The organism is Burkholderia sp. HAN2018 (assembly GCF_024704855.1).
Lineage (GTDB): Bacteria > Pseudomonadota > Gammaproteobacteria > Burkholderiales > Burkholderiaceae > Burkholderia > Burkholderia cepacia.
This window is the reverse complement of record NZ_QOBB01000057.1, coordinates 15219-35595: the sequence shown is the minus strand read 5'-3', so window position 1 is coordinate 35595 and position 20377 is coordinate 15219. Positions and strand designations below refer to the sequence as shown.

Genomic DNA, 20377 nt, shown 5'->3' with positions numbered 1-20377 from the left:
TTGCGCGACGATGCGCCCGAGCGGCACGCCGCCGAGCGTCAGCATCGGCAGCCGGCCGAAATTCGCGAGCACGAGCGCGCCGACCGTATAGGGCCGCCCGGCCGCGACCGCAACGCGCGACGCCGAACCGATCCCGCCCTTCAGGTCGAAGCACGACATCCCGCGCCCGGCCCCCACCGCGCCGCGCGCGACGTCACGCGACGCCGCGCGGCACGCGTCGTCGTAATGCGCGGCCGTGACCGCGAACGCCTGGATATCGTTCAGATAACCGTCGTTGCACTCGAACACGAGCGGGTTGACGGTCGGCCAGTCGCGGCCGATCTGCGGATTCGCCGCGATCGCCGCGCGGATCTGCGCGTGCGCGAGCGCGCCGACGCCGAACGTATTGGTCAACGCGATCGGCGTTTCGAGCGTGCCGAGCTCGTCGATCTGCACGAGCCCGACGCTCTTGCCGAAGCCGTTGATCACGGCGGCCCCCGCCGGCACCTTGCTGCGGTACACGTCGCCCGGATGCGGCCTCACGACGGTCACGCCCGTCTGCACGTTGCCGGCATCGAGCGTGCAATGGCCGACCGTCACGCCCGGCACGTCGGCGATCGTGCCGCGCGGCCCGGCCGGCAGCGTCGCCGCCCACATCGGTGCGATGCGCATCAGCGGCGCTCCAGCTTCGGATCGAGCGCGTCGCGCAGCCCGTCGCCGAGCAGGTTGAACGCGAGCACGGTCAGGAAGATCGCGAGGCTCGGGAAGATCGCGATGTGCGGCGCCGTCACCATGTCCGCGCGCGCCTCGTTGAGCATCGCGCCCCACTCCGGCGTCGGCGGCTGCGCACCGAGCCCGAGGAACGACAGGCTCGCGGCCGTGATGATCGACGTGCCGATCCGCATCGTGAAGTAGACGACGACCGACGACACGGTGCCCGGCAGGATGTGCCGCATGATGATCGTCCAGTCCGATGCGCCGATGCTGCGCGCGGCCTCGACATAGGTCATGTGCTTGAGCATCAGCGTGTTGCCGCGCACGAGCCGCGCGAACGCCGGGATGCTGAAGATCGCGACCGCGCAGATCACGTTGACCATCCCGTTGCCGAGGATCGCGACCACGCCGATCGCGAGCAGGATGCCCGGGAACGCGAACAGCACGTCGGCCACGCGCATCGTGATGCGGTCCCACCAGCCTTCGTAGTAGCCGGCGAGCAGCCCGAAGAACGTGCCGATCACCGCGCCGAGCGCGACGGAGAAGAAGCCGGCCGCGAGCGAGATGCGCGTGCCCGTGATGATCCGGCTGAAGATGTCGCGGCCGAGCGAATCGACGCCGAACCAGTGCACGGCCGACGGCCCCGCGTTCAGTGCGTCGTAGTCGAAATAGTTCTCCGGATCGAACGGCACGACGTGCGGGCCGATGAACGCCAGCACGACGAGCGCCAGCACGAAGCCGCCCGCGACGAGCGCGACGGTCTGCTTGCGGAACTTGCGCCAGAATTCGCGCCACGGCGTGCGGATCGCAGTCGGTGCGGCCGGCGCCGCGGTCTGGACAGTCGCGTTCATGCGCGCCTCACTTGAACCGGATGGTCGGGTTGATGACCGCGTACAGCACGTCGACGGTCAGGTTGATCAGGATGAATTCGAGTGAAAACAGCAACACGATCGCCTGGATCACGGGGTAGTCGCGCATCGTCACGGCATCGACGAGCAGGCGCCCGAGCCCCGGCCAGTTGAACACGACCTCGACGACGATCGAGCCGCCGAGCAGGAAGCCGAACTGCAGCCCCATCATCGTGACGACCGGGATCATCGCGTTGCGCAGGCAGTGCTTGAGCACCACCATCGGCTCGTGCACGCCCTTCGCGCGCGCGGTGCGCACGAAATCCTCGTTCAGCACCTCGACGAACGACGCACGCGTGAAGCGCGCCATCACGGCCGCGACCGCGGCGCCGAGCGTCAGCGACGGCAGCACGTAGCTCCGCCACGAACCGTCCGGCACGACGGGCAGCCAGCCGAGCTTCACCGAGAAAATCTCCATCAGCAGCATGCCGAGCGCGAACGCGGGAAACGAGATGCCCGACACCGCGAGCGTCATGCCGACGCGGTCCGGCCAGCGGTTGCGCCACACGGCCGACGCGATGCCGATCGCCATGCCGAAGGCCGTCGCCCACGCCATGCTGACGAGCGTCAGCATCAGCGTCGGCATGAAGCGCTCGCCGATCTCGGTCGAAACCGGCCGCTTGCTGCGGGTCGACAGGCCGAAATCGCCGTGCGCGATCTTCACGAAGAAGTTCACGAACTGCGCGGGCAGCGGCTGGTCGAGGCCGAGATCGGTGCGCACCAGCGCGACCGTCGCGTCGTCGGCTTCGGGCCCGGCCGCGAGCCGCGCCGGGTCGCCCGGCAGCAGGTGGACGAACAGGAACACCAGCACCGCGACGATCGCGAGCGTGGGCAGCAGGCCGAACAGGCGTTTGACGAGAAAATTCAGCATGGGGCACCGATCGAATCAGCGTGCCGGCGGCTTGCGCCGCCGGCACCGCGTGGCGGACGAACCGCCGTCATCACCACTGTCATTTCAGCGAGATTTCGTCGAAGTTGAACGAGCCGTCCGGCATCACGTACGCACCCTGAAGCCGCTTGCTGCGCGCATACACGATCTTCTCCTGCACGAGGAAGATCCACGGCGCATCGGCCCAGATCTGCTTCTGCGCATCGGCGTAGAGCTCGGCCTTCTTCGTGCGGTCGACCGTCTCCAGTGCCTTCGAGAGATCGCCGTCGACCGTGTCGTTCTTGTAGTACGCGGTATTCAGGAGCTTCGGCGGCGCCGACGAGCCGGCGAGCAGCGGCGTGATCGCCCAGTTCGCCTCGCCGGTCGACGACGACCAGCCGATGTAGTACATCCGCACCGGCGCCTTCGCCGGATCCGGCGCGCTCTCGACCTTCGCGACGCGCTCGCCGGCTTCCAGCGCCTGCACCTGCACCTTCACGCCGACCTGCGCGAGCTGCTGCTGCACGAACTGGATCGCCTTCTGCGACGTCGAGTTGTTATAGGCGGACCACAGCGTCGTCTCGAAGCCGTTCGGGTAACCGGCCTCCTTCAGCAGCGCGCGCGCCTTCGCCGGGTCGTACGGCCACGGGCCCGGCTTCGTCGCGTAGTCGACGCCCTGCGGCACCACGCCGGTGGACGGCGTCGCGAAGCCGGCGAACGCGACCTTCGCGAGCGCTTCCTTGTTCACCGCATAGTTCAGCGCCTGGCGCACCTTCGGGTTGTCGAACGGCTTCTGCTGCAGGTTCAGCGACACGTAGCGCTGCACGATCGACGGCCGCTCCACGACGTCGACCTTCGGGTTGCCCTTCAGGTCGGCTGCCTGCTCGAACGGAATGCGGAACGCGAAATCGGCCTCGCCCGTCTTGATCAGCGCCGCGCGCGTGTTGTTGTCGACCACCGGCTTCCAGTCGATCGCGTCGATCTTCGGGTAGCCCTTCTTCCAGTAGCCGGCGAACTTCTTCACCTTCAGGTCGTCGGTCTGCTTCCATTCGACGAACTCGAACGGCCCCGTGCCGACCGGATGCAGCGCGATGTCGCGGCCCCACTTCTTCAGCGCGGCCGGCGAGATCATCACGGCCGACGGGTGCGCGAGCGTGTTGATCAGCGCGGAGAACGGCTCGCGCAGCGTGATCTTCACCGTGTACGGATCGACCACTTCGGTCTTCTCGATCACGCGGAACATGTTGTAGCGCTTCAGGTGGTTCGCGGGATCGGTCACGCGGTCGAAGTTCGCCTTCACGGCCGCCGCGTTGAAATCGGTCCCGTCGTGGAACTTCACGCCCTGGCGCAGCTTGATCGTGTAGGTCTTCGCATCCGGGCTCGCGTCGTAGCCGGTTGCCAGCACGTTGACGAGCTTCATGTCCTTGTCGAAGCCGAACAGCCCCTGGTAGAACGACTTGACGACGGCCTGCGACACCGTGTCGTTCGCGTCGTACGGGTCCATCGTCGTGAACGTCGAATCCACCGCCATCACCGCGGTCTGCTGCGCGAACGCGGGCACCGCGGCCGACAGCGCGAGCGCGCCGGCACCCGCTGCGAGCAGTGCGCGTGGACGGAACATCGGGAACGAATACGGCTTGTTCATCTTGCTGGGCTCCTGTGGGTGATTCGATAACGCGTGGTGAGAGTCGCGGCGGGACGGCGCCCGCTCGGGGAAAATGCGTCGTTGCCTCGCTCGTGCGCAGCTGCGGTCCATGGCAACCTGCGCGCGTTCAGTACGCGCCGCCGACGCGGTGCGTCGCGACGTAGTGATCGGGGCCGACCGCGACGAGCGGCGCGACGACCGGCTCGTCGCCGGCCGCGCGGATCGGGCTCGGGATTTCGTCCGCCGCGAGCTGGCGCGGGGCGTGCCGGCGCGCGGGGTCGGCCACCGGCACCGCGCTCATCAGCTTCTTCGTGTACGGATGCTGCGGCGCCTCGAACACCGCGCGGCGCGGGCCGATCTCGACGATCTGGCCGAGATACATCACCGCGACGCGATGGCTGATGCGCTCCACGACGGCCATGTCGTGCGAGATGAACAGGTACGCGACGCCGAGTTCGCGCTGCAGGTCGAGCATCAGGTTGACGATCTGCGCCTGCACCGACACGTCGAGCGCCGACACCGATTCGTCGGCGATCACGACCTTCGGGTTCAGCGCGAGCGCACGCGCGATCGCGATCCGCTGGCGCTGGCCGCCCGAGAATTCATGCGGATAACGACGCGCGGACTCGGGCGGCAGGCCGACCTTGTCGAGCAGCCAGTCGACCCGCGCCTGCGCTTCGCGGCCGCTCGCGACACCGTGCACGAGCAGCGGCTCCATGATCGAGAAACCCACGGTCAGGCGCGGGTTCAGCGATGCGAACGGGTCCTGGAAGATGAACTGGATGTTCCGGCGCAGCGCCTGCAGGTCGGGGCCTTTCAGCGCGCTGATGTCGCGGCCGTCGAACTCGATCGAGCCGCTCTGCGATTCGACGAGGCGCAGCAGCGAGCGGCCGGTGGTCGACTTGCCGCAGCCCGATTCGCCGACCAGCGCGAGCGTCTCGCCCGCGCGCAACTCGAAGCTCACACGCTCGACCGCATGCACGTATTGCGATACGCGGCCGAACACGCCGCTCTTCACCGGGAAGCGCGTCACGAGATCGCGCACGCGCAGGATCGGCGACGCGGATTGATCGAAGCCCGGCTGCGCACCGTCGTTCGCCGCCGGTGCGGGCGCCGGCGATGCCGCCGGTGCTGCCGTGTTTGCACCCTCCACCTTCAGCAGCGGGAATTTCTCGGGCGCGTCGGTGCCCTGCATCGAGCCGAGCTTCGGCACGGCCGCGAGCAACGCACGCGTATAGCGATGCGCGGGCGCCGCGAAGATGCGATCCGATTCGCCCTCCTCGACCTTCTCGCCGCGATACATCACGAGCACGCGGTCGGCCACTTCGGCCACCACGCCCATGTCGTGCGTGATGAAGATCACGCCCATGTTCATTTCGTCCTGCAGCCCGCGCACCAGTTGCAGGATCTGCGCCTGGATCGTCACGTCGAGCGCGGTCGTCGGCTCGTCGGCGATCAGCAGCGCGGGCCGGCACGACAGCGCCATCGCGATCATCACGCGCTGCCGCATCCCGCCCGACAACTGGTGCGGATAGCGCGCGAACACGCGGCGCGCCTCCGGAATGCGCACGAGTTCGAGCAGCCGCAGCGTCTCCGCGCGCGCTTCCGATGCACTCTTCGACTGATGCAGCGCGATCGCCTCGCTGATCTGGTCGCCGACCGTAAACACCGGGTTCAGCGACGTCATCGGCTCCTGGAAGATCATCGCGATGTCCGCGCCGCGAATGCCGCGCATCGTCGCACCGCTTGCCTGCGCAAGATCGACGAGCGCGCCGCCGCGCCGGCGGAACGCGATCCGGCCGTTCGTGATCGCGCCGCCGCCGTGCTCGACGAGCCGCATCAGCGCGAGCGACGTGACCGACTTGCCCGAGCCCGATTCGCCGACGATCGCGAGCGTCTCGCCGCGATCGACGTGAAACGACACGTTGCGCACCGCGTCGAACGTCGCGCCTTCGCGGCGGAACGTGACCGACAGGTCGTCGACGGCCACCACGCGCTGCTCGGGCAGCACCAGGCCGGACGGGTTACGGCTCGAAGTCATCGTGGATTTCCTCTTCGTGCTGGCCGGGATCAGGCCGTATCGTCGTCGCGATAGATGCCGACCACCGGCGCTTCACCGACGCGCGCGTAACCGCGGTACATCCCTTCGGTGTTGAACGGCATCGCGACGTTGCCCTGCGCGTCGACCGCGATGATCCCGCCGCGGCCCGCGAGGCGCGGCAGCTTGTTCATCACGACGTCGTGCGCAGCATCGGCGAGCGACGCGCCGCGATACGCGATCTGCGCGGCAACGTCATGCGCGGTCGCGAGCCGGATGAACATCTCGCCGGTGCCCGTCGACGACACTGCGCAGGTCGCGTCGTCCGCATAGCAGCCTGCGCCGATGATCGGCGAATCGCCGACGCGCCCCGGCTGCTTGTTCGTGATGCCGCCCGTCGACGTCGCCGCCGCGATGTGGCCGTGCCGGTCGCACGCAACCGCGCCGACCGTGCCGTGCTTGCGGTCCGGATCGAGCGGCTCGGCCGGCTGCGGCTGCGACTGTGATTTGCCGAACGCGAACGTCGCCGCGTCATGGTCGAGCATCGCGCCGGCTGCCGTGCGCGCCTTGACCCACTGCGCGTGACGCGCTTCGGTGTCGAAATAGCCGGGCTCCGCGAGTTCGAGCCCCTGTGCGGCCGCGAACGCATCGGCCCCCGCGCCGGCGAACAGCACGTGTTCGCTCGCCTCCATCACGCGCCGCGCGGCGAGCACCGGATTGCGCACGCGCGTCGCGCAGCAGATCGCACCCGCGCCGAGCGTCGCGCCATCCATGACCGCCGCGTCGAGTTCGTGCTTGCCTTCGGCCGTATAGACGGCACCGCGCCCGGCGTTGAACAACGGACAGTCCTCGAGCATCCGCACCGCGACGGTGACGGCGTCGAGCGCGCTGCCGCCGTCGGCCAGCACCTGCTGGGCGGCCGTCAGGATCGCGGTCAGCTCGGCACGGTACTGACGTTCGGTATCGGAATCCATCGCATCGCGCAGGATCGTGCCTGCGCCGCCGTGAATCGCAACGATCGCGGGTGAAGTCATGTTTTTTTTGGACGGTGGGAAGAAGGGTTGGCGGCCGGCTGCGTCGCTTGCGGCTGCATGAGCCACGGCAGCAGGAATTCGGTCATCTCGGCGGCAGATTTCGCGGACCGGTGCGTGCGCAGCGCGACCGCGTCGATCAGCGCCTCGATCATCGTGAGCACGGCGGCTTCCGACGTGGCCGCGAAGCGCCGTTCGGCCTTGACGTACAGGTTCAGCGACGCGATCGGCGCCAGCGGCGATTGCGGGCCGTCGGAGATACCGAGTACGCGTGCACCGCGCGCCGCCGCGCGGCGGGCCAGTTCGATCGTGTCCTTCACGTAGCGCGGAAACGCGAGCGCGATCACGAGATCGCGCGAGTCGGCCGTATAGAGCCGCCGTGCCGCGTGCGACGGGCCGCCGAGCAGCGCGAGCGACTGCACGTTGTCGTGGCAGACGGACAGCCCGTGCTCCATCAGCCCGGCGAGGAACGCGCTCGACCCCGCGCCGAGGATCAGCACGCGCCGCGCGCCGACGATCGCCTCGACCGCGGCCTCGACATCGGCCGCGTCCAGTTGCGCGCGCGTGTTCTCGATGTTCGCGACGGCCTGGTCGAATACCGTGTCGATCCAGGCGGCACCGCGCACCCCGGACTCCTGCTCCTGCGCGGAACGCAGCCGCTCGACCGGCCCGAGCGTCGCTTCGAAGCCGCGCACGAGCGCCGCGCGCATCGCCGGATAGCCGTCGAAGCCGAGCGCCTTCGCGAAACGATTCGCGGTCGCGATCGACGCATTCACGGCCTGCGCGAGTTCGTCGATGCGCATCGTCGCCGCGCGGAACGGATTCGCGAGCACGAACTCGCCCATGCGCCGGTGGATCGGCGTCATCAACGGCATCGCCGACGCGATCCGTTCGGCGATCGCGGGTTCGTCGTGACTGGCATCGTGCGGAGCGAGAGGCGTCATGCGAAGGGTTGTTGAAAGAATGATGGAAATGAATTTACACAATCCCAATTGCGAAAAGAAATAAATTTTCATCCGGGTTGTGGCGTCCCGTTCCCCCGCCCCGCGATCGCCCGACGCCCGCACAGCCCCGCCGCACGGGCCTTTGGCATGTGATCGCCGCAGGTCCGCACGTGCGTCGCCTGCGCCCGCCCATGGGGAAAACCCCGAGCAAGTTCGTTCGAATGCAATTTCGCGTTGACCGGATTCGAATTCGAACATAGGATGTTCGAAAATGATCAGTCGTCCGATAACTTCAGCCTCCGACAACGGCGAAGTGCTCGCTTGAACGCCATCATTCCGCGTCAAACCGGGAAAACTGGCACCCATCAAGATCGGACATCGTACGAATAAAGCGAAACAAGCCATCCCGAACGGATGATCGTCATGGATCGGACCGGCGCCGCGCGCCGGCCCTGCCCGACAGGAGACAGCAGTGAAGACAGTCAAGGCGTTGCGCTGGTGGATCATCGTGCTCGTATGTCTCGGCACGATCCTCAACTACCTCGCACGGAATTCCCTCGCGGTGCTCGCCCCCGAGCTGAAGCACGTGTTCGCGATCTCGACGCAGCAGTATTCGTACATCGTCGGCGCATTCCAGATCGGTTACACGATCATGCAGCCCGTGTGCGGTTTCATCGTCGACCTGATCGGCCTGCGGCTCGGGTTCGCGCTGTTCGCGATGCTGTGGTCGGTGGTCGGCGTCGCGCACGGCTTCGCATCGGGCTGGCTGTCGCTCGGCATCCTGCGCGGCCTCCTGGGCCTGTTCGAAGCCGCCGCGATTCCGTCGGGGATGAAGGCGGTTGCGGAATGGTTTCCCGATCGCGAAAAATCCGTCGCGGTCGGCTATTTCAACGCGGGCACGTCGCTCGGCGCCGCGATCGCGCCGCCGCTCGTCGTGTTCCTGTCGATGCGGTTCGGCTGGCAGGCCGCGTTCATGGCCACCGGCGCGCTCGGTTTCCTGTGGGCCGCGCTCTGGTACACGCAATACCGGTCGCCCGCCGACCATCCGCGCATCACGCCGCAGGAGCGCGCGCTGATCCGCGACGGCCAGGCGACGATGCCGCCCGTGTCGAAGCGCCGCATTCGCGACGTCGTCACCGCGCGGCGCTTCTGGGCCATCGCGCTGCCGCGTTTCTTCGCCGAGCCTGCGTGGCAGACCTTCAGCTTCTGGATTCCGCTGTACCTCGCGACCGAGCGCCACATGCCGCTCACGCAGATCGCGATCTTCGCGTGGATGCCGTTTCTCGCGGCCGACGCCGGCGGCATCGCGGGCGGCTACCTGTCGCCGTATCTCGCGAAGCGGTTCAGGCTGCCGCTCGTGTGGTCGCGCGTCGCCGGCGTCGCGCTCGGCGCGGTGCTGATGCTCGGGCCCGCGATGATCGGGCTCGTGTCGTCGCCGTACACGGCCATCGCGCTGTTCTGCGTCGGCGGCTTTGCGCACCAGATGATCTCCGCGCTCGTCAACACGCTGTCGGCCGACGTGTTCGATTCCGAGGAAGTCGGCACCGCGAGCGGCTTCGCCGGAATGGCCGCGTGGATCGGCGGGCTCGGTTTCTCGCTGCTGGTCGGCGCGCTCGCCGACAAGATCGGCTATGCGCCGCTGTTCGCGTGCCTCGGCCTGTTCGACATCATCGGCGTCACGCTGCTCGCGGTGCTGATCCGCGGGCAGTCGAAGCAGGAACGCCTGCTCGCACGGCACGCCTGACCTTCGCCCCTAACTGGAACCGCATTTATGACTTCGCTTCTTCATCCGCCCGTGTTCCGCGTCGCCGGCCAGCACGCGAACCGTGTGCTGCTCGCGTCCGATACGGGCGCGACCCTCGAGATCTTCGTGCTCGAGGACGACATCGTGCGGGTACGCGTGCTGCCCGATGCGACGGCGCGCAACCCGCGCACGTGGACGATCGCGCCGGGCCTCGACGACGTACCGCTCGACGGACGCGACCGCCTCGAACTCGACGGCTTCGCGCTGCCCGCCTTCACCCTCGTCGAGGACGACGACGGCCTGCACATCGAGACCGCGCAGATCCGGCTCGCCGTGCGCTGGCAAGGCGGCCATTGCACGTGGTCGATGCGCGGCGCCGACGGCGCGTGGCGCGTCGCGCTCGCCGATCGCCCGACGCAGGCGTACAACTTCGGCTGGTGGGACGACCGCGCATATCACTACGTCGCGCGCGAACGCGGCGACAAGGTATTCGGCCTCGGCGAACGCGCGGGCGAACTCGACCGCACCGGCGCGCGCTTCGAGATGCGCAACATCGACGCGATGGGCTACAGCGCGAAACATACCGACCCGCTGTACAAGCACATCCCGTTCTACATCACGTGGTCGCCGGACGCCTGCCAGGGCTTCGGGCTGTTCTACGACACGCTGTCGGACTGCGCGTTCGACATGGGCCGCGAGCTCGACAACTATCACGGCCCGTACCGCTACTTCGTCGCCGAGCATGGCGATCTCGACTACTACTTCATCGCGTCGCCCGGCACGCCGCTCGCGGCCGCGCGGCGCTTCACGTGGCTCACGGGGCGCCCCGCGCGCACGCCGAAATGGGGGCTCGGCTACTCGGGCTCGACGATGAGCTATACCGATGCGCCGGACGCGCAGCAGCAGATGAACCAGTTCGTCGAACAGTGCGACACGCACGACATCCTGTGCGATTCGTTCCACCTGTCGTCGGGCTATACGTCGATCGGCGCGAAGCGCTACGTATTCAACTGGAACCGCGACAAGTTTCCCGACGCGAAGGGCTTCGTGCAGCATTACCGCGACCACGGCATCCGCCTGTGCGCGAACATCAAGCCGTGCCTGCTGCGCGACCATCCCGCCTTCGAAGACGCCGCAACGCGCGGGCTGCTGATCCGCTCGGCGTCCGGCGAGCCGGCCTGGGTGCAGTTCTGGGACGAGGTCGGCGCGTATCTCGACTTCACGCAGCCGGACGCGTACCGCTGGTGGCGCGAGCAGGTCACGTCGGCGCTGCTCGAATACGGAATCGAGTCGACCTGGAACGACAACAACGAATACGAGATCTGGTCGCCCGACGCGATCGCGCACGGCTTCGGCCAGCCGTTTCCCGCGCGCGAGGCGAAGGTGCTGCAGACGATGCTGATGATGCGCGCGTCGCGCGAAGCGCAGCGCGCGCATGCACCGGCGCAGCGCCCGTTCCTCGTGTCGCGCTCCGGCGGTGCCGGCATGCAGCGTTATGTGCAGACCTGGTCCGGCGACAACTACACGTCGTGGGAAACGCTGCGCTACAACCTGAAGATGGGCCTCGGGCTCGCGCTGTCGGGCGTGTCGAACATCGGCCACGACATCGGCGGCTTCTCCGGGCCCGCGCCGTCGCCCGAACTGCTGCTGCGCTGGGTGCAGTTCGGCATCTTCATGCCGCGCTTCAGCATCCATTCGTGGAACGACGACGGCACCGTCAACGAACCGTGGATGTACCCGGAGATCACCGCGCAGGTCGCATCGCTGATCAAGCAGCGCTACCGGCTGCTGCCCTACCTCTATCACCTGCTGTGGCTGTCGACGACGCGCTACGAGCCCGTGCTGCGGCCGACCTTCGCCGATTTCCCCGGTGACGCGCGCTGCTACGACGCATGCGACGACATGATGCTCGGCGACGCGCTGCTCGTCGCGCCGGTCGTCGATCCGGGCCTGACGGAGCGCACCGTCTACCTGCCGTCGGGCGCGCGCTGGATGTGCTGTGCGAGCGCGCGGTCGTTCGACGGCGGCGCGAGCGTGACGTTGCCCGCCCCGCTCGACACGCCGGTGATGCTGCTGCGCGAGGGCCGCGTGCTGCCGCTGAACGTCGCGGAACAGCATTTCGGCGCACGGGCCGACACGCGCGGCTTCGTCGTCGCGCCGCGCGTCGAGGACGGCGTCGCGTACGGCGAATGCATCGAGGACGACGGCGAGACGGAAGCATGGCGCGACGGCGAATACGGGCTGTGGCGCGTCGAAACCGGCCGCGAGGCGTCGGGCGTGCTCGGCGTGTCGGTGCGCTGGGACGGCCGCCCGGCACGCCCGGCCGACCGCGTCGAGATCCTGCTGCCCGCGTCGGTGCAAGGCGCGGTCGCCGTGCGCGGCGCCCGCGTCGAACAGGATGCGCAGAGCGGTACCTGGCGCCGCATCGTCGTCGCCTTCGACAACTGAAGCAAACCCGATCGGGCGGGCCGTTCATGCGGCCCACCGCCCGCCACAGAGGAGGCGATCGAGCCTCCCGCCCACCTTGAAAAGATGAAGAGATCCGGAGATCGACAATGAAAGCACCCGTCAACCGCTATGCAATCCTGATTTTGTCGACCGCATCGCTCGGCGCGACCGCCGCCCATGCGCAGAGCAGCGTGACGCTGTACGGCGTCGTCGACGATTCGCTCGCGTACGTGAACAACCAGCAGGGCCATTCGAACCTCTACATGCGCGACGGCAACCTGTATGCGTCGAAGTTCGGGCTGCGCGGCGACGAGGATCTGGGCGGCGGCACGCATGCGATCTTCGACCTGCAGTCCGGCTTCAACCTGAACAACGGCGCGCAATCCGCCGCCGGCCTGATATTCAATCGCCAGGCCTTCGTCGGCCTGCGCAACGATCGCTACGGCACGATGACGGCCGGCCGCCAGTACACGCCCTACTTCCTGTTCGTCGGCCCGTATGCATCGAGCAGCTGGCTGACCGGTGCGACAGGCGCGCACCCGGGCGACATCGACGGCCTCGACACGACGATCCGCGTGAACAATTCGGTTACCTATACGTCGCCGACCTTCGCCGGACTGACCGCGAGCGCGATGTACGCATTCGGCGGCATTGCCGGCGCGACCGGCAAGGGCAACACGTTCAGCGCCGCACTGCGTTATGCGAACGGGCCGATCGGCGTCGCGGCCGGCTACCTGCGCATCAACAGCTCGGGCTCGTCGGCAGGCTTCCTGAATCCGGCGACCGCCGCGTCGGGCAGCTTCGCGGTGTCCGTGCTGAACCAGGGCTACCTGACCGCGAAGGCCGTCGAGCAGGTCGCGGCGGCCGGCAACTACACGCTCGGCAACCTGACGATGGGCGTCAACTATTCGAACGTGAAGTACCTGCCCGGCAACGGCTCCGCGTTCACGGACACGGCCGTGTTCAACACCTACGGCGCGCTCGCCGCATACCGCTTCACGCCGGCATTCTCGGTGGCCGGCGCGTTCGCGTACACGCTCGCGTCGAAGGCGAACGGCATCGACAGCGCGGCCCGCTACCAGCAGTATTCGCTGAAGGAGTCGTACAGCCTGTCGAAGCGCACGACGCTCTATGCGCTGCAGGCGTACACGCATTCGAGCGGCCGGACGCTCGGTGCGCAAGGTGCCGGCCACGTGATCGACGCGGCGCCGATCGTCGGCGATTCGCAGCAGCTCACGCCTTCGACGACGCACGGCCAGTTCGTCGGCATGGCCGGCATCGCCGTCACGTTCTGAGCCATCGCGGCAGCGCCTTCGGCGCGCTGCCCCTGCCCCGGGCGACACGCATTGCTCGGATGCCTCGCGTGCTGTCCGGGCACCCGATACGCAGCCGCTTCGGGGCGTTTTCGGCGCCCCGTCCGCGCGCCGCGCAAACTGCACGGGTTTTCTCGATCCCCTCGACACCTTACAATTCGTCAGGTTAAACCCTCCTGCATACCCCTTCTTGCAGTCCTGACACCGCGGTACACTCGACGCACGCCGTATCAGGGTCCGACGCGCGACACGCGCGCCGGGCGGCGTCGCGCCTCGTTGCGCCCACAACTGGATGCCAGCCATGCCAGATTCCCGCCCCTCGCCCCGCACGACATTCAAGCCGCAGGTCGTCCTGCCCGCGCTCGCGGTCATCGGCGCACTGCTCGTCGTGTGCGCACTGCTCCCGAGCGAAGCCGGCGCGCTGTTCTCCGCCGGCCAGCAATGGGTCGTCGCGCGCTTCGACTGGTTCTACGTGCTCGCCGTCACCGGCTTCCTCGTGTTTCTCGTGCTGATCGCCGCGAGCGACTTCGGCAACATCCGGCTCGGCCCCGACGATGCCGAACCCGAATTCAGCTTCGTGTCGTGGACAGCGATGCTGTTCGCGGCCGGCATGGGCATCGGCCTCATGTACTTCGGCGTCGGCGAGCCGATGCAGCACTTCCTGAAGCCGCCGACCGTCGACCCCGGCACGCCCGCCGCTGCCCGCGAGGCGATGCTGATGACCTTCTTCCACTGGGGCTTCCACGCGTGGGCAATCTACGGGCTGATGGGGCTCGTGCTCGCGTACTTCGGCTTCCGCTACAACCTGCCGCTGACGCTCCGCTCGGGGCTGTATCCGGTGCTGCGCGAGCGCATCAACGGCTGGATCGGCCACACGGTCGACGCGTTCGCGCTGGTCGGCACGGTCGCCGGCATCGCGACGACGCTCGGCTACGGGGTGATGCAGATCAGCGCGGGCCTGCATACGGTCGCCGGCTGGGATACGGGCAGCAATGCATTTCGCATCGGGCTCGTCGCGCTCGTCGTGATCCTCGCAGGGCTGTCGGCCGCGAGCGGCCTCGACAAGGGTGTGCGGCGGCTGTCCGAACTGAACCTGCTGCTCGCGTTCCTGCTGCTCGCGTTCGTGGCCGTCACGGGCCCGACGGCGTTCCTGTTGCGCGCGCTCGGCGACAACATCGGCCAGTACCTGTCGAGCCTCGTCGACCTGTCGTTCCGCACGTACGCGTATGCGTCGCCGCGCGAGGAAGGCTGGTTCGGCGGCTGGACGATCCTCTACTGGGCATGGTGGGTGTCGTGGTCGCCGTTCGTCGGCATGTTCATCGCACGCATCTCGCGCGGCCGCACGATCCGCCAGTTCGTGATCGGCGTGCTGCTCGTGCCGACCGCGTTCAACCTCGTGTGGATGACCGTGTTCGGCAACAGCGCGATCTGGCTCGATACGCATGGCGCGGCCGGCGCGCTCGCGCAGACGGCCACCAATGTCGACGCGCTGCTGTTCCGCTTCTTCGATTTCCTGCCGCTGTCGCAAGGGCTGTCGATCGCCGCGATCGTGCTGATCGCGGTGTTCTTCGTCACGTCCGCCGATTCGGGCGCGTTCGTGATCGACCAGATCGCGACGCGCGGCCACGCGCACTCGCCCGTCTGGCAACGGCTGTTCTGGGCCGCGCTGCTCGGCGTGACGGCCGCGGTGCTGCTCGTCGCAGGCGGGCTCGGCGCATTGCAGGCGATGACGCTGATCGCCGCGCTGCCGGTCGCGATCATCATGATCGCGCTCTGCTACGGGCTGTGGCGCGGGCTCGCGGCCGACCGCGTGCACTATTCGCAGGACGTCGCGCCCGCGACGAGCTTCTGGACCGGCCAGCACTGGCGCCACCGCCTGACGCACATCCTGCGGCAGACGACCGAAGCCGAAGCACGCCAGTTCGTCGCCGAAACGGTCGAGCCGGCGCTGCGCAAAGTCGCCGACGAGTTGCGCGCGAGCGGCGTCGATGCGCACGTGCAGCGCGACAGCGACGACGCCGTGCGCCTCACCGTGCCGACCGCCGACCACCGCGATTTCGTGTACGGCGTGCGCGTGACGGTGAAATCCGCAGCCGCGTTCCTCGTGCGCGAGACGGCCGGGCCGGAAGCGGCACGGGCCCACGTGTACGGGATCGTCACGTTCTTCGAGGACGGGCGGCTCGGCTACGACGTCGAATACCTGCGCGGCGACGAAGTGATCGCCGACGTGTTGCGCCAGTACGAACGCTACGTGTCGCTCGCGGCCGACAAGCGCACGCATCTGCTGAGCCGCGCGCCGGGGCATGCGACGGAGGCCGAATGACCCTGCCCGCCGTCTTTATCGCGCCGCGGCGGCCTGCCACGCCCGACGGAGCCGCACGATGACCGGGCTCCTGCAAAGCCGCGCCTCCGACGTCATCGCGCTCGGCACGCTCGCCGTGCTCTATCTCGGCGGAGCCGGCATCGCGCTGTGGCGGATCCGCGCCGCGGCGCCGCGCGGCAAGGTCTACTGGATCGTCTGCGCGGCGCTGCTCGCCGGCGGCGCCGTCGCGATGGGCATCAACCTGTCGCCGATGCCGGACACCGGAGACATGCCGCCCGGGTTCGCGCTCGGCGTCGAAGCCGTCCTGCTCGGTCTCGCATTGGTCGCCGGCGGTTGCGCGTGGCTGATGCTGCGCGCGCGGCGACGCTGACGTGCGTATGTCATGCGGCCCGGCCACGTCCCGCGCGAACGACGTCGCGCGGGGCGAAGCGGCCGCCCCTTCCCCGATCCGCTTCCTCGCCGCAACGTGTCACACGGACGGTGCACGCGCCGTCACGAGCCAGCATGCCGCGTCGAAACGCACATCCGCGCCGTCGACGTAAGGCTCGAATGCGGCACGCATCGTGTCGACCACGCGCCGCCGCGTTGCGTCGTCCACTTCCAGCAACGCCAGCCCGACCGGGCCTAGCCGGGTGATGTAGTCGTCCAGCGCGGACGCGGGCAGCGCGCACGCCAGTTCGACCGGCTCGATCGCCACGTCCGCCCAGCCGCTGTCCGCCAGCACCGACGCGATCCGCTGCCGGTCGCCGAAGCCGAACTGCCCCGGCGCGCCGGGCCGCCGTGCGGGCAGGTTCGGCAGCAACGGCGCCGCGGCCCGCTCGGCGATCGTCATGAACGGATTGTCTGCCGCGCTGCGCCATGCGACGAACCGCATCCGCGCATCCGGCCGCGCCGCATGGCGCAGATTCGCGAACGCGCGAACCGGATCGTCGAAGAACATCACGCCGAGGCGCGACACGATCAGGTCGACGCTCGCGGGCTCGAACGCGTGCGTCTGCACATCGGCACGCACGAAGCGGGCGTGGACGCCGCTGCGTTCGGCTCGCGCCTGCGCGGCGTCGATCATCCGGGCCGAGATATCGATACCCGTGCATTGCGCATGCGCGCCGAGCCGCCGCGCGATCGCAACCGTGACCGCGCCCGTGCCGCAGCCGACGTCGAGCACGCTGCGCGCGGACGACGTGGCAACCGCCTCCACGAGCAACCGCTCCAACGGCTCGAACATCCGGTCGATCAGCGCCTGCGTCTCGACCCAGGCGCGCCCTGACGGGCCGTTCCAAAGCGCGGATTGTTCGTCATTGGGACGTCTGGTTTCCATCGTCGATTCCCTTTCCGGTTCATTGATCGTGCATCGCACTTTGCTGCTTCAAGCCGGCTTGAAGTCAAGCCCCCGTGGCCGCGACCCGCCGCCGCAACGTCGACGCCCGGCCCGCGCGCGAACCCTCCGTCGCGCCCCGTTTTTCATATTTCTTACATTCATGTTGCGTATCGTCGACGACTTTCCTACGGTGCCTCCCATGCGACGACTCCTCCCGCGCGCCCTGCTCGTCCGCTGCGCTCCCCTTGTTGCTTTCGCCGCGCTGTCCGCGTGCTCGAACCACATCGATTCGCCGGACGATCCGGCGAGTGCGTCGGTCAACGTCCAGGCCGCATGGGTCGAGATCGGCGATACGAACCAGGCGATCGCGCGCGTCATCACGAACTACACCCCCGCGTCGGCCAGCGATCCGTTGTGCCCGCAACTGAGCGTCGACGGCAAGCTGTCGCGCATGTCCCTGCGCGCGGGCGCCGCGACCATCGCCCAGCGGCCGACCGCCAGCGATCCGTCCGATTCGAAGCCGTCGAGCTTCCCGGTGTCCGTCTGCGAGGCGACGCTGCCGGCCGGCGCGCTGGCGGCGAGCGTCGCGGGCCGCACGCTGCCGCTGCCGAAGGTGCAGCCGCAACGCATCGCGATCATCGCCGACACCGGCTGCCGCATGAAGAAGGCCGACAACGCATGGCAGGCGTGCAACGACGCGACGGTCTGGCCGCTCGACACGATCGCGGCCAGCGTCGCGAAGCTGTCGCCCGACCTGGTGATGCACATCGGCGACTACCACTACCGCGAAAACGCATGCCCGCCGGACATCGCCGGCTGCAAGGACAGCCCGTGGGGCTACGGCTGGGATACATGGCAGGCCGACCTGTTCCGCCCGGCCGCGCCGTTGCTCGCGAAGGCCCCGTGGGTCGTCGTGCGCGGCAACCACGAGGAATGCGCACGCGCGGGCCAGGGCTGGTTCCGCTTCCTCGATCCGCGCCCGTATTCGGCCGCGCGCTCGTGCGACGATCCGGCCAACGACAACAACGCGAACTATTCGGAACCCTATGCGGTATCGCTCGGCGGCGGCTCGCAGGTGATCGTGTTCGACACCGCGAAGGTCGGCCGCACGCCGCTCAAGACGACCGACGCGCAGTTCGGCATCTACCAGAAGCAGTTCCAGACGGTCGCCGCGCTCGCGTCGACGGCCGGCATGACGACGACGATCTTCACGAACCACCATCCGATCCTCGCGTTCGCGCCGATCGCCGGCAGCACGCCCGCGCCCGGCAACCTCGCGCTGCAGTCGGTGATGTCGAGCCTCAACGCCCAGGCGTACTACCCGCCCGGCGTGCACGTGGCGCTGCACGGGCACGTGCACGATTTCCAGGCGATCAACTTCTCGTCCGGGCACCCGGCGACGATCGTGTCCGGCAACGGCGGCGACAATCTCGACGTCGCGCTGCCCGACCCGTTCCCGGCCGGCCTGACACCGGCACCGGGCGCCGTGATCGAGCGGCTGTCGCACAACAACAGCTTCGGCTTCCTGATGATGGAACGCCGGGCCGCCCCGGCGACGGGCTGGGTCTTCCACGCGTATTCGGCGGCCGGCAAGCTGCTCGCGTCGTGCAACCAGTCGGGCAGGACGCTCGCCTGCGACAAGACGGGGTTCATCGCGCCGTGAGTGAAGGAGTTCGATGTGACGGCCGCCATGCGCGCGGCCGGCAAACGCTGCGCACGCTGGCCGCTGCCGTGCTCGCGGGCCTGACGCTCGCGGCGCACGCCGCGCCGGCCGAAACCGTCCTGCTTCCCGGTGCGCCGCCGTCGCGAGTCGTCGGCACGATCGGCAACGGCACGCCGCAGGTGACGGGCAAGATCGATGCGGCGACCGCGCGCTTCGCGCCCGACCCGACGCTCGTCGCGCTCGGCCGCCGGATCTTCTTCGATTCACGGCTGTCCGAGCCGCGCGGCATGTCGTGCGCGGGCTGCCACGACCCGGGCCGCGCGTTCGCGCCGACGCTGTCGGCCGCCTCGCTCGCGGGGCCCGGCGTGCCGGAAGGCAGCCGTCCCGGGCGTTTCAGCCAGCGCAACGCGCCGTCGCTGCTCTATGTGCGCTACGTGCCGCGCCGCCACTTCTACCAGGACGACGACGCGCCCGCACCGTCGCCGTTCGGCGGCCTGTTCAGCGACGGCCGCGCGGATACGCTCGCCGAGCAGATCCGCGGGCCGCTGTTCGATCCGAACGAGATGAACAACCGGTCGCCGGCCGCGCTGCTGCGCAAGGTGGACGCAACCGAACTCGCGCCCGATCTCGCCGCTCACTTCGGCGCGTCGGTGCGGCGCGACCCCGGGCAACTGGTGCGGGCGCTGGGCCTGGCCGTCGAGGCCTATCTGCAGAGCGACGAGATGGCGCCGTTCACGTCGCGTTTCGACGTGTTCCTGCGCACGCGCAAGCCGCTCGCGCCGGCCGAGATGCGCGGCCTCGCGCTGTTCCGGAATCCGGACAAGGGCAACTGCACGAGCTGCCACACGCTGTCGGAGACGTCGAGCCGACCGGAGCGTTCGCTCTTCACCGATTTCGGCTACGACGCGATCGCGGTGCCGCGCAACCGCGCGCTGCCGGCGAACCGCGATCCGCGTCATTTCGACAACGGGCTGTGCGACACCGCCCGGCGGCTGCGCTGGCCCGAGCCGACGCAATGGTGCGGCTACCTGCGCACACCGGGGCTGCGCAACGTCGCGCTCAAGCAGACGTTCATGCACAACGGCGTGTTCACGACGCTGCGCGACGCGGTCGCGTTCTACAACACGCGCTCGACCGACCCGGGCTTCTGGTATCACGGGGCCGGAACGTTCGACGATGTGCCGGCCGTCTATCGCGGCAACATCAACGTCAATTCGACGCCGATGAACCGCCGGCCCGGCACGCCGCCCGCGCTGACCGACGCGGAGATCGACGACATCGTCGCGTTCCTCGGCACGCTGACCGACGCGCGCTATACGGGGGGCACCGCCTCCGCGGCGCCCGCTGCTCCGGTCGCCCCTGCGGCCGCTGTTGCCCGGGTCACGCGCACCGCCGCGCCGGCTCGCTGATCCTGGCCGAACGGCCAGCCGCGCGTGCACCC

The 20377-nt window shown here is 68.7% G+C and carries 15 protein-coding genes; 7 read left to right on the top strand and 8 right to left on the bottom strand.

From position 1 onward, the window contains the following. The 7 genes from DPV74_RS17020 to DPV74_RS16990 all read right to left on the bottom strand — a co-directional run. On the bottom strand, positions 1-651 hold a 651-nt coding region (locus tag DPV74_RS17020; protein ID WP_205571917.1), incomplete at its 3' end, for a P1 family peptidase. Next, positions 651-1544 (bottom strand): glutathione ABC transporter permease GsiD, encoded by an 894-nt coding sequence (gene gsiD / locus DPV74_RS17015; protein ID WP_059696395.1) that lies wholly within the window; start codon positions 1542-1544, stop codon positions 651-653. The genes gsiD and DPV74_RS17020, both read right to left, overlap by 1 nt. A 7-nt stretch (positions 1545-1551) precedes the next feature. After that, positions 1552-2472, bottom strand: coding sequence for a glutathione ABC transporter permease GsiC (gsiC, locus tag DPV74_RS17010; protein WP_027791364.1), 921 nt, complete (start codon positions 2470-2472; stop codon positions 1552-1554). Between the two features lie 79 nt (positions 2473-2551). After that, the gene (gene gsiB / locus DPV74_RS17005; RefSeq protein WP_027791363.1) at positions 2552-4114 is read right to left on the bottom strand and encodes a glutathione ABC transporter substrate-binding protein GsiB; all 1563 of its coding nucleotides are present in this window, start codon (positions 4112-4114) and stop codon (positions 2552-2554) included. Positions 4115-4241: 127 nt separating this feature from the next. After that, entirely contained in the window at positions 4242-6155 is a 1914-nt protein-coding gene (locus DPV74_RS17000) for a dipeptide ABC transporter ATP-binding protein (RefSeq protein ID WP_119337611.1), read from the bottom strand. Between the two features lie 29 nt (positions 6156-6184). Continuing rightward, positions 6185-7186, bottom strand: coding sequence for an isoaspartyl peptidase/L-asparaginase family protein (locus DPV74_RS16995; RefSeq protein WP_060171155.1), 1002 nt, complete (start codon positions 7184-7186; stop codon positions 6185-6187). Next, on the bottom strand, positions 7183-8127 hold the full coding sequence (locus DPV74_RS16990) for a MurR/RpiR family transcriptional regulator (protein ID WP_119337610.1): 945 nt from the start codon (positions 8125-8127) through the stop codon (positions 7183-7185). The genes DPV74_RS16995 and DPV74_RS16990 overlap by 4 nt, the downstream gene beginning before the upstream one ends. 472 nt (positions 8128-8599) lie before the next feature. On the opposite strand from DPV74_RS16990, the gene DPV74_RS16985 reads away from it, so the two are divergent. From DPV74_RS16985 to DPV74_RS16965, 5 genes are all read left to right on the top strand, one after another. Next, positions 8600-9871, top strand: coding sequence for an MFS transporter (locus DPV74_RS16985; RefSeq protein WP_021156644.1), 1272 nt, complete (start codon positions 8600-8602; stop codon positions 9869-9871). A gap of 27 nt (positions 9872-9898) precedes the next feature. After that, positions 9899-12319 (top strand): glycoside hydrolase family 31 protein, encoded by a 2421-nt coding sequence (locus DPV74_RS16980; protein WP_119337609.1) that lies wholly within the window; start codon positions 9899-9901, stop codon positions 12317-12319. Between the two features lie 107 nt (positions 12320-12426). Further along, entirely contained in the window at positions 12427-13614 is a 1188-nt protein-coding gene (locus DPV74_RS16975; protein WP_027791358.1) for a porin, read from the top strand. Between the two features lie 319 nt (positions 13615-13933). Next, positions 13934-15955, top strand: a complete 2022-nt coding sequence (locus DPV74_RS16970; RefSeq protein ID WP_119337608.1) for a BCCT family transporter — start codon at positions 13934-13936, stop codon at positions 15953-15955. Between the two features lie 58 nt (positions 15956-16013). Beyond that, positions 16014-16325, top strand: coding sequence for a hypothetical protein (locus DPV74_RS16965; protein ID WP_021156648.1), 312 nt, complete (start codon positions 16014-16016; stop codon positions 16323-16325). A 99-nt stretch (positions 16326-16424) separates the two neighbouring features. Here DPV74_RS16965 and DPV74_RS16960 read toward each other — a convergent pair whose 3' ends face one another. After that, positions 16425-17273 carry a class I SAM-dependent methyltransferase gene (locus tag DPV74_RS16960; protein WP_119337607.1) on the bottom strand — a complete coding sequence of 283 codons (849 nt, stop codon included), beginning with the start codon at positions 17271-17273 and terminating at the stop codon, positions 16425-16427. 199 nt (positions 17274-17472) lie between these two features. On the opposite strand from DPV74_RS16960, the gene DPV74_RS16955 reads away from it, so the two are divergent. Next, a complete protein-coding gene (locus DPV74_RS16955; RefSeq protein ID WP_060194686.1) occupies positions 17473-18936 on the top strand; it encodes a metallophosphoesterase in 1464 nt (487 codons plus the stop codon). Continuing rightward, complete coding sequence (locus DPV74_RS16950; RefSeq protein ID WP_119337606.1) at positions 18933-20345, top strand: cytochrome-c peroxidase; 1413 nt, start codon at positions 18933-18935, stop codon at positions 20343-20345. Before DPV74_RS16955 ends, DPV74_RS16950 begins: the two co-directional genes overlap by 4 nt. Positions 20346-20377: the final 32 nt, after the last annotated feature.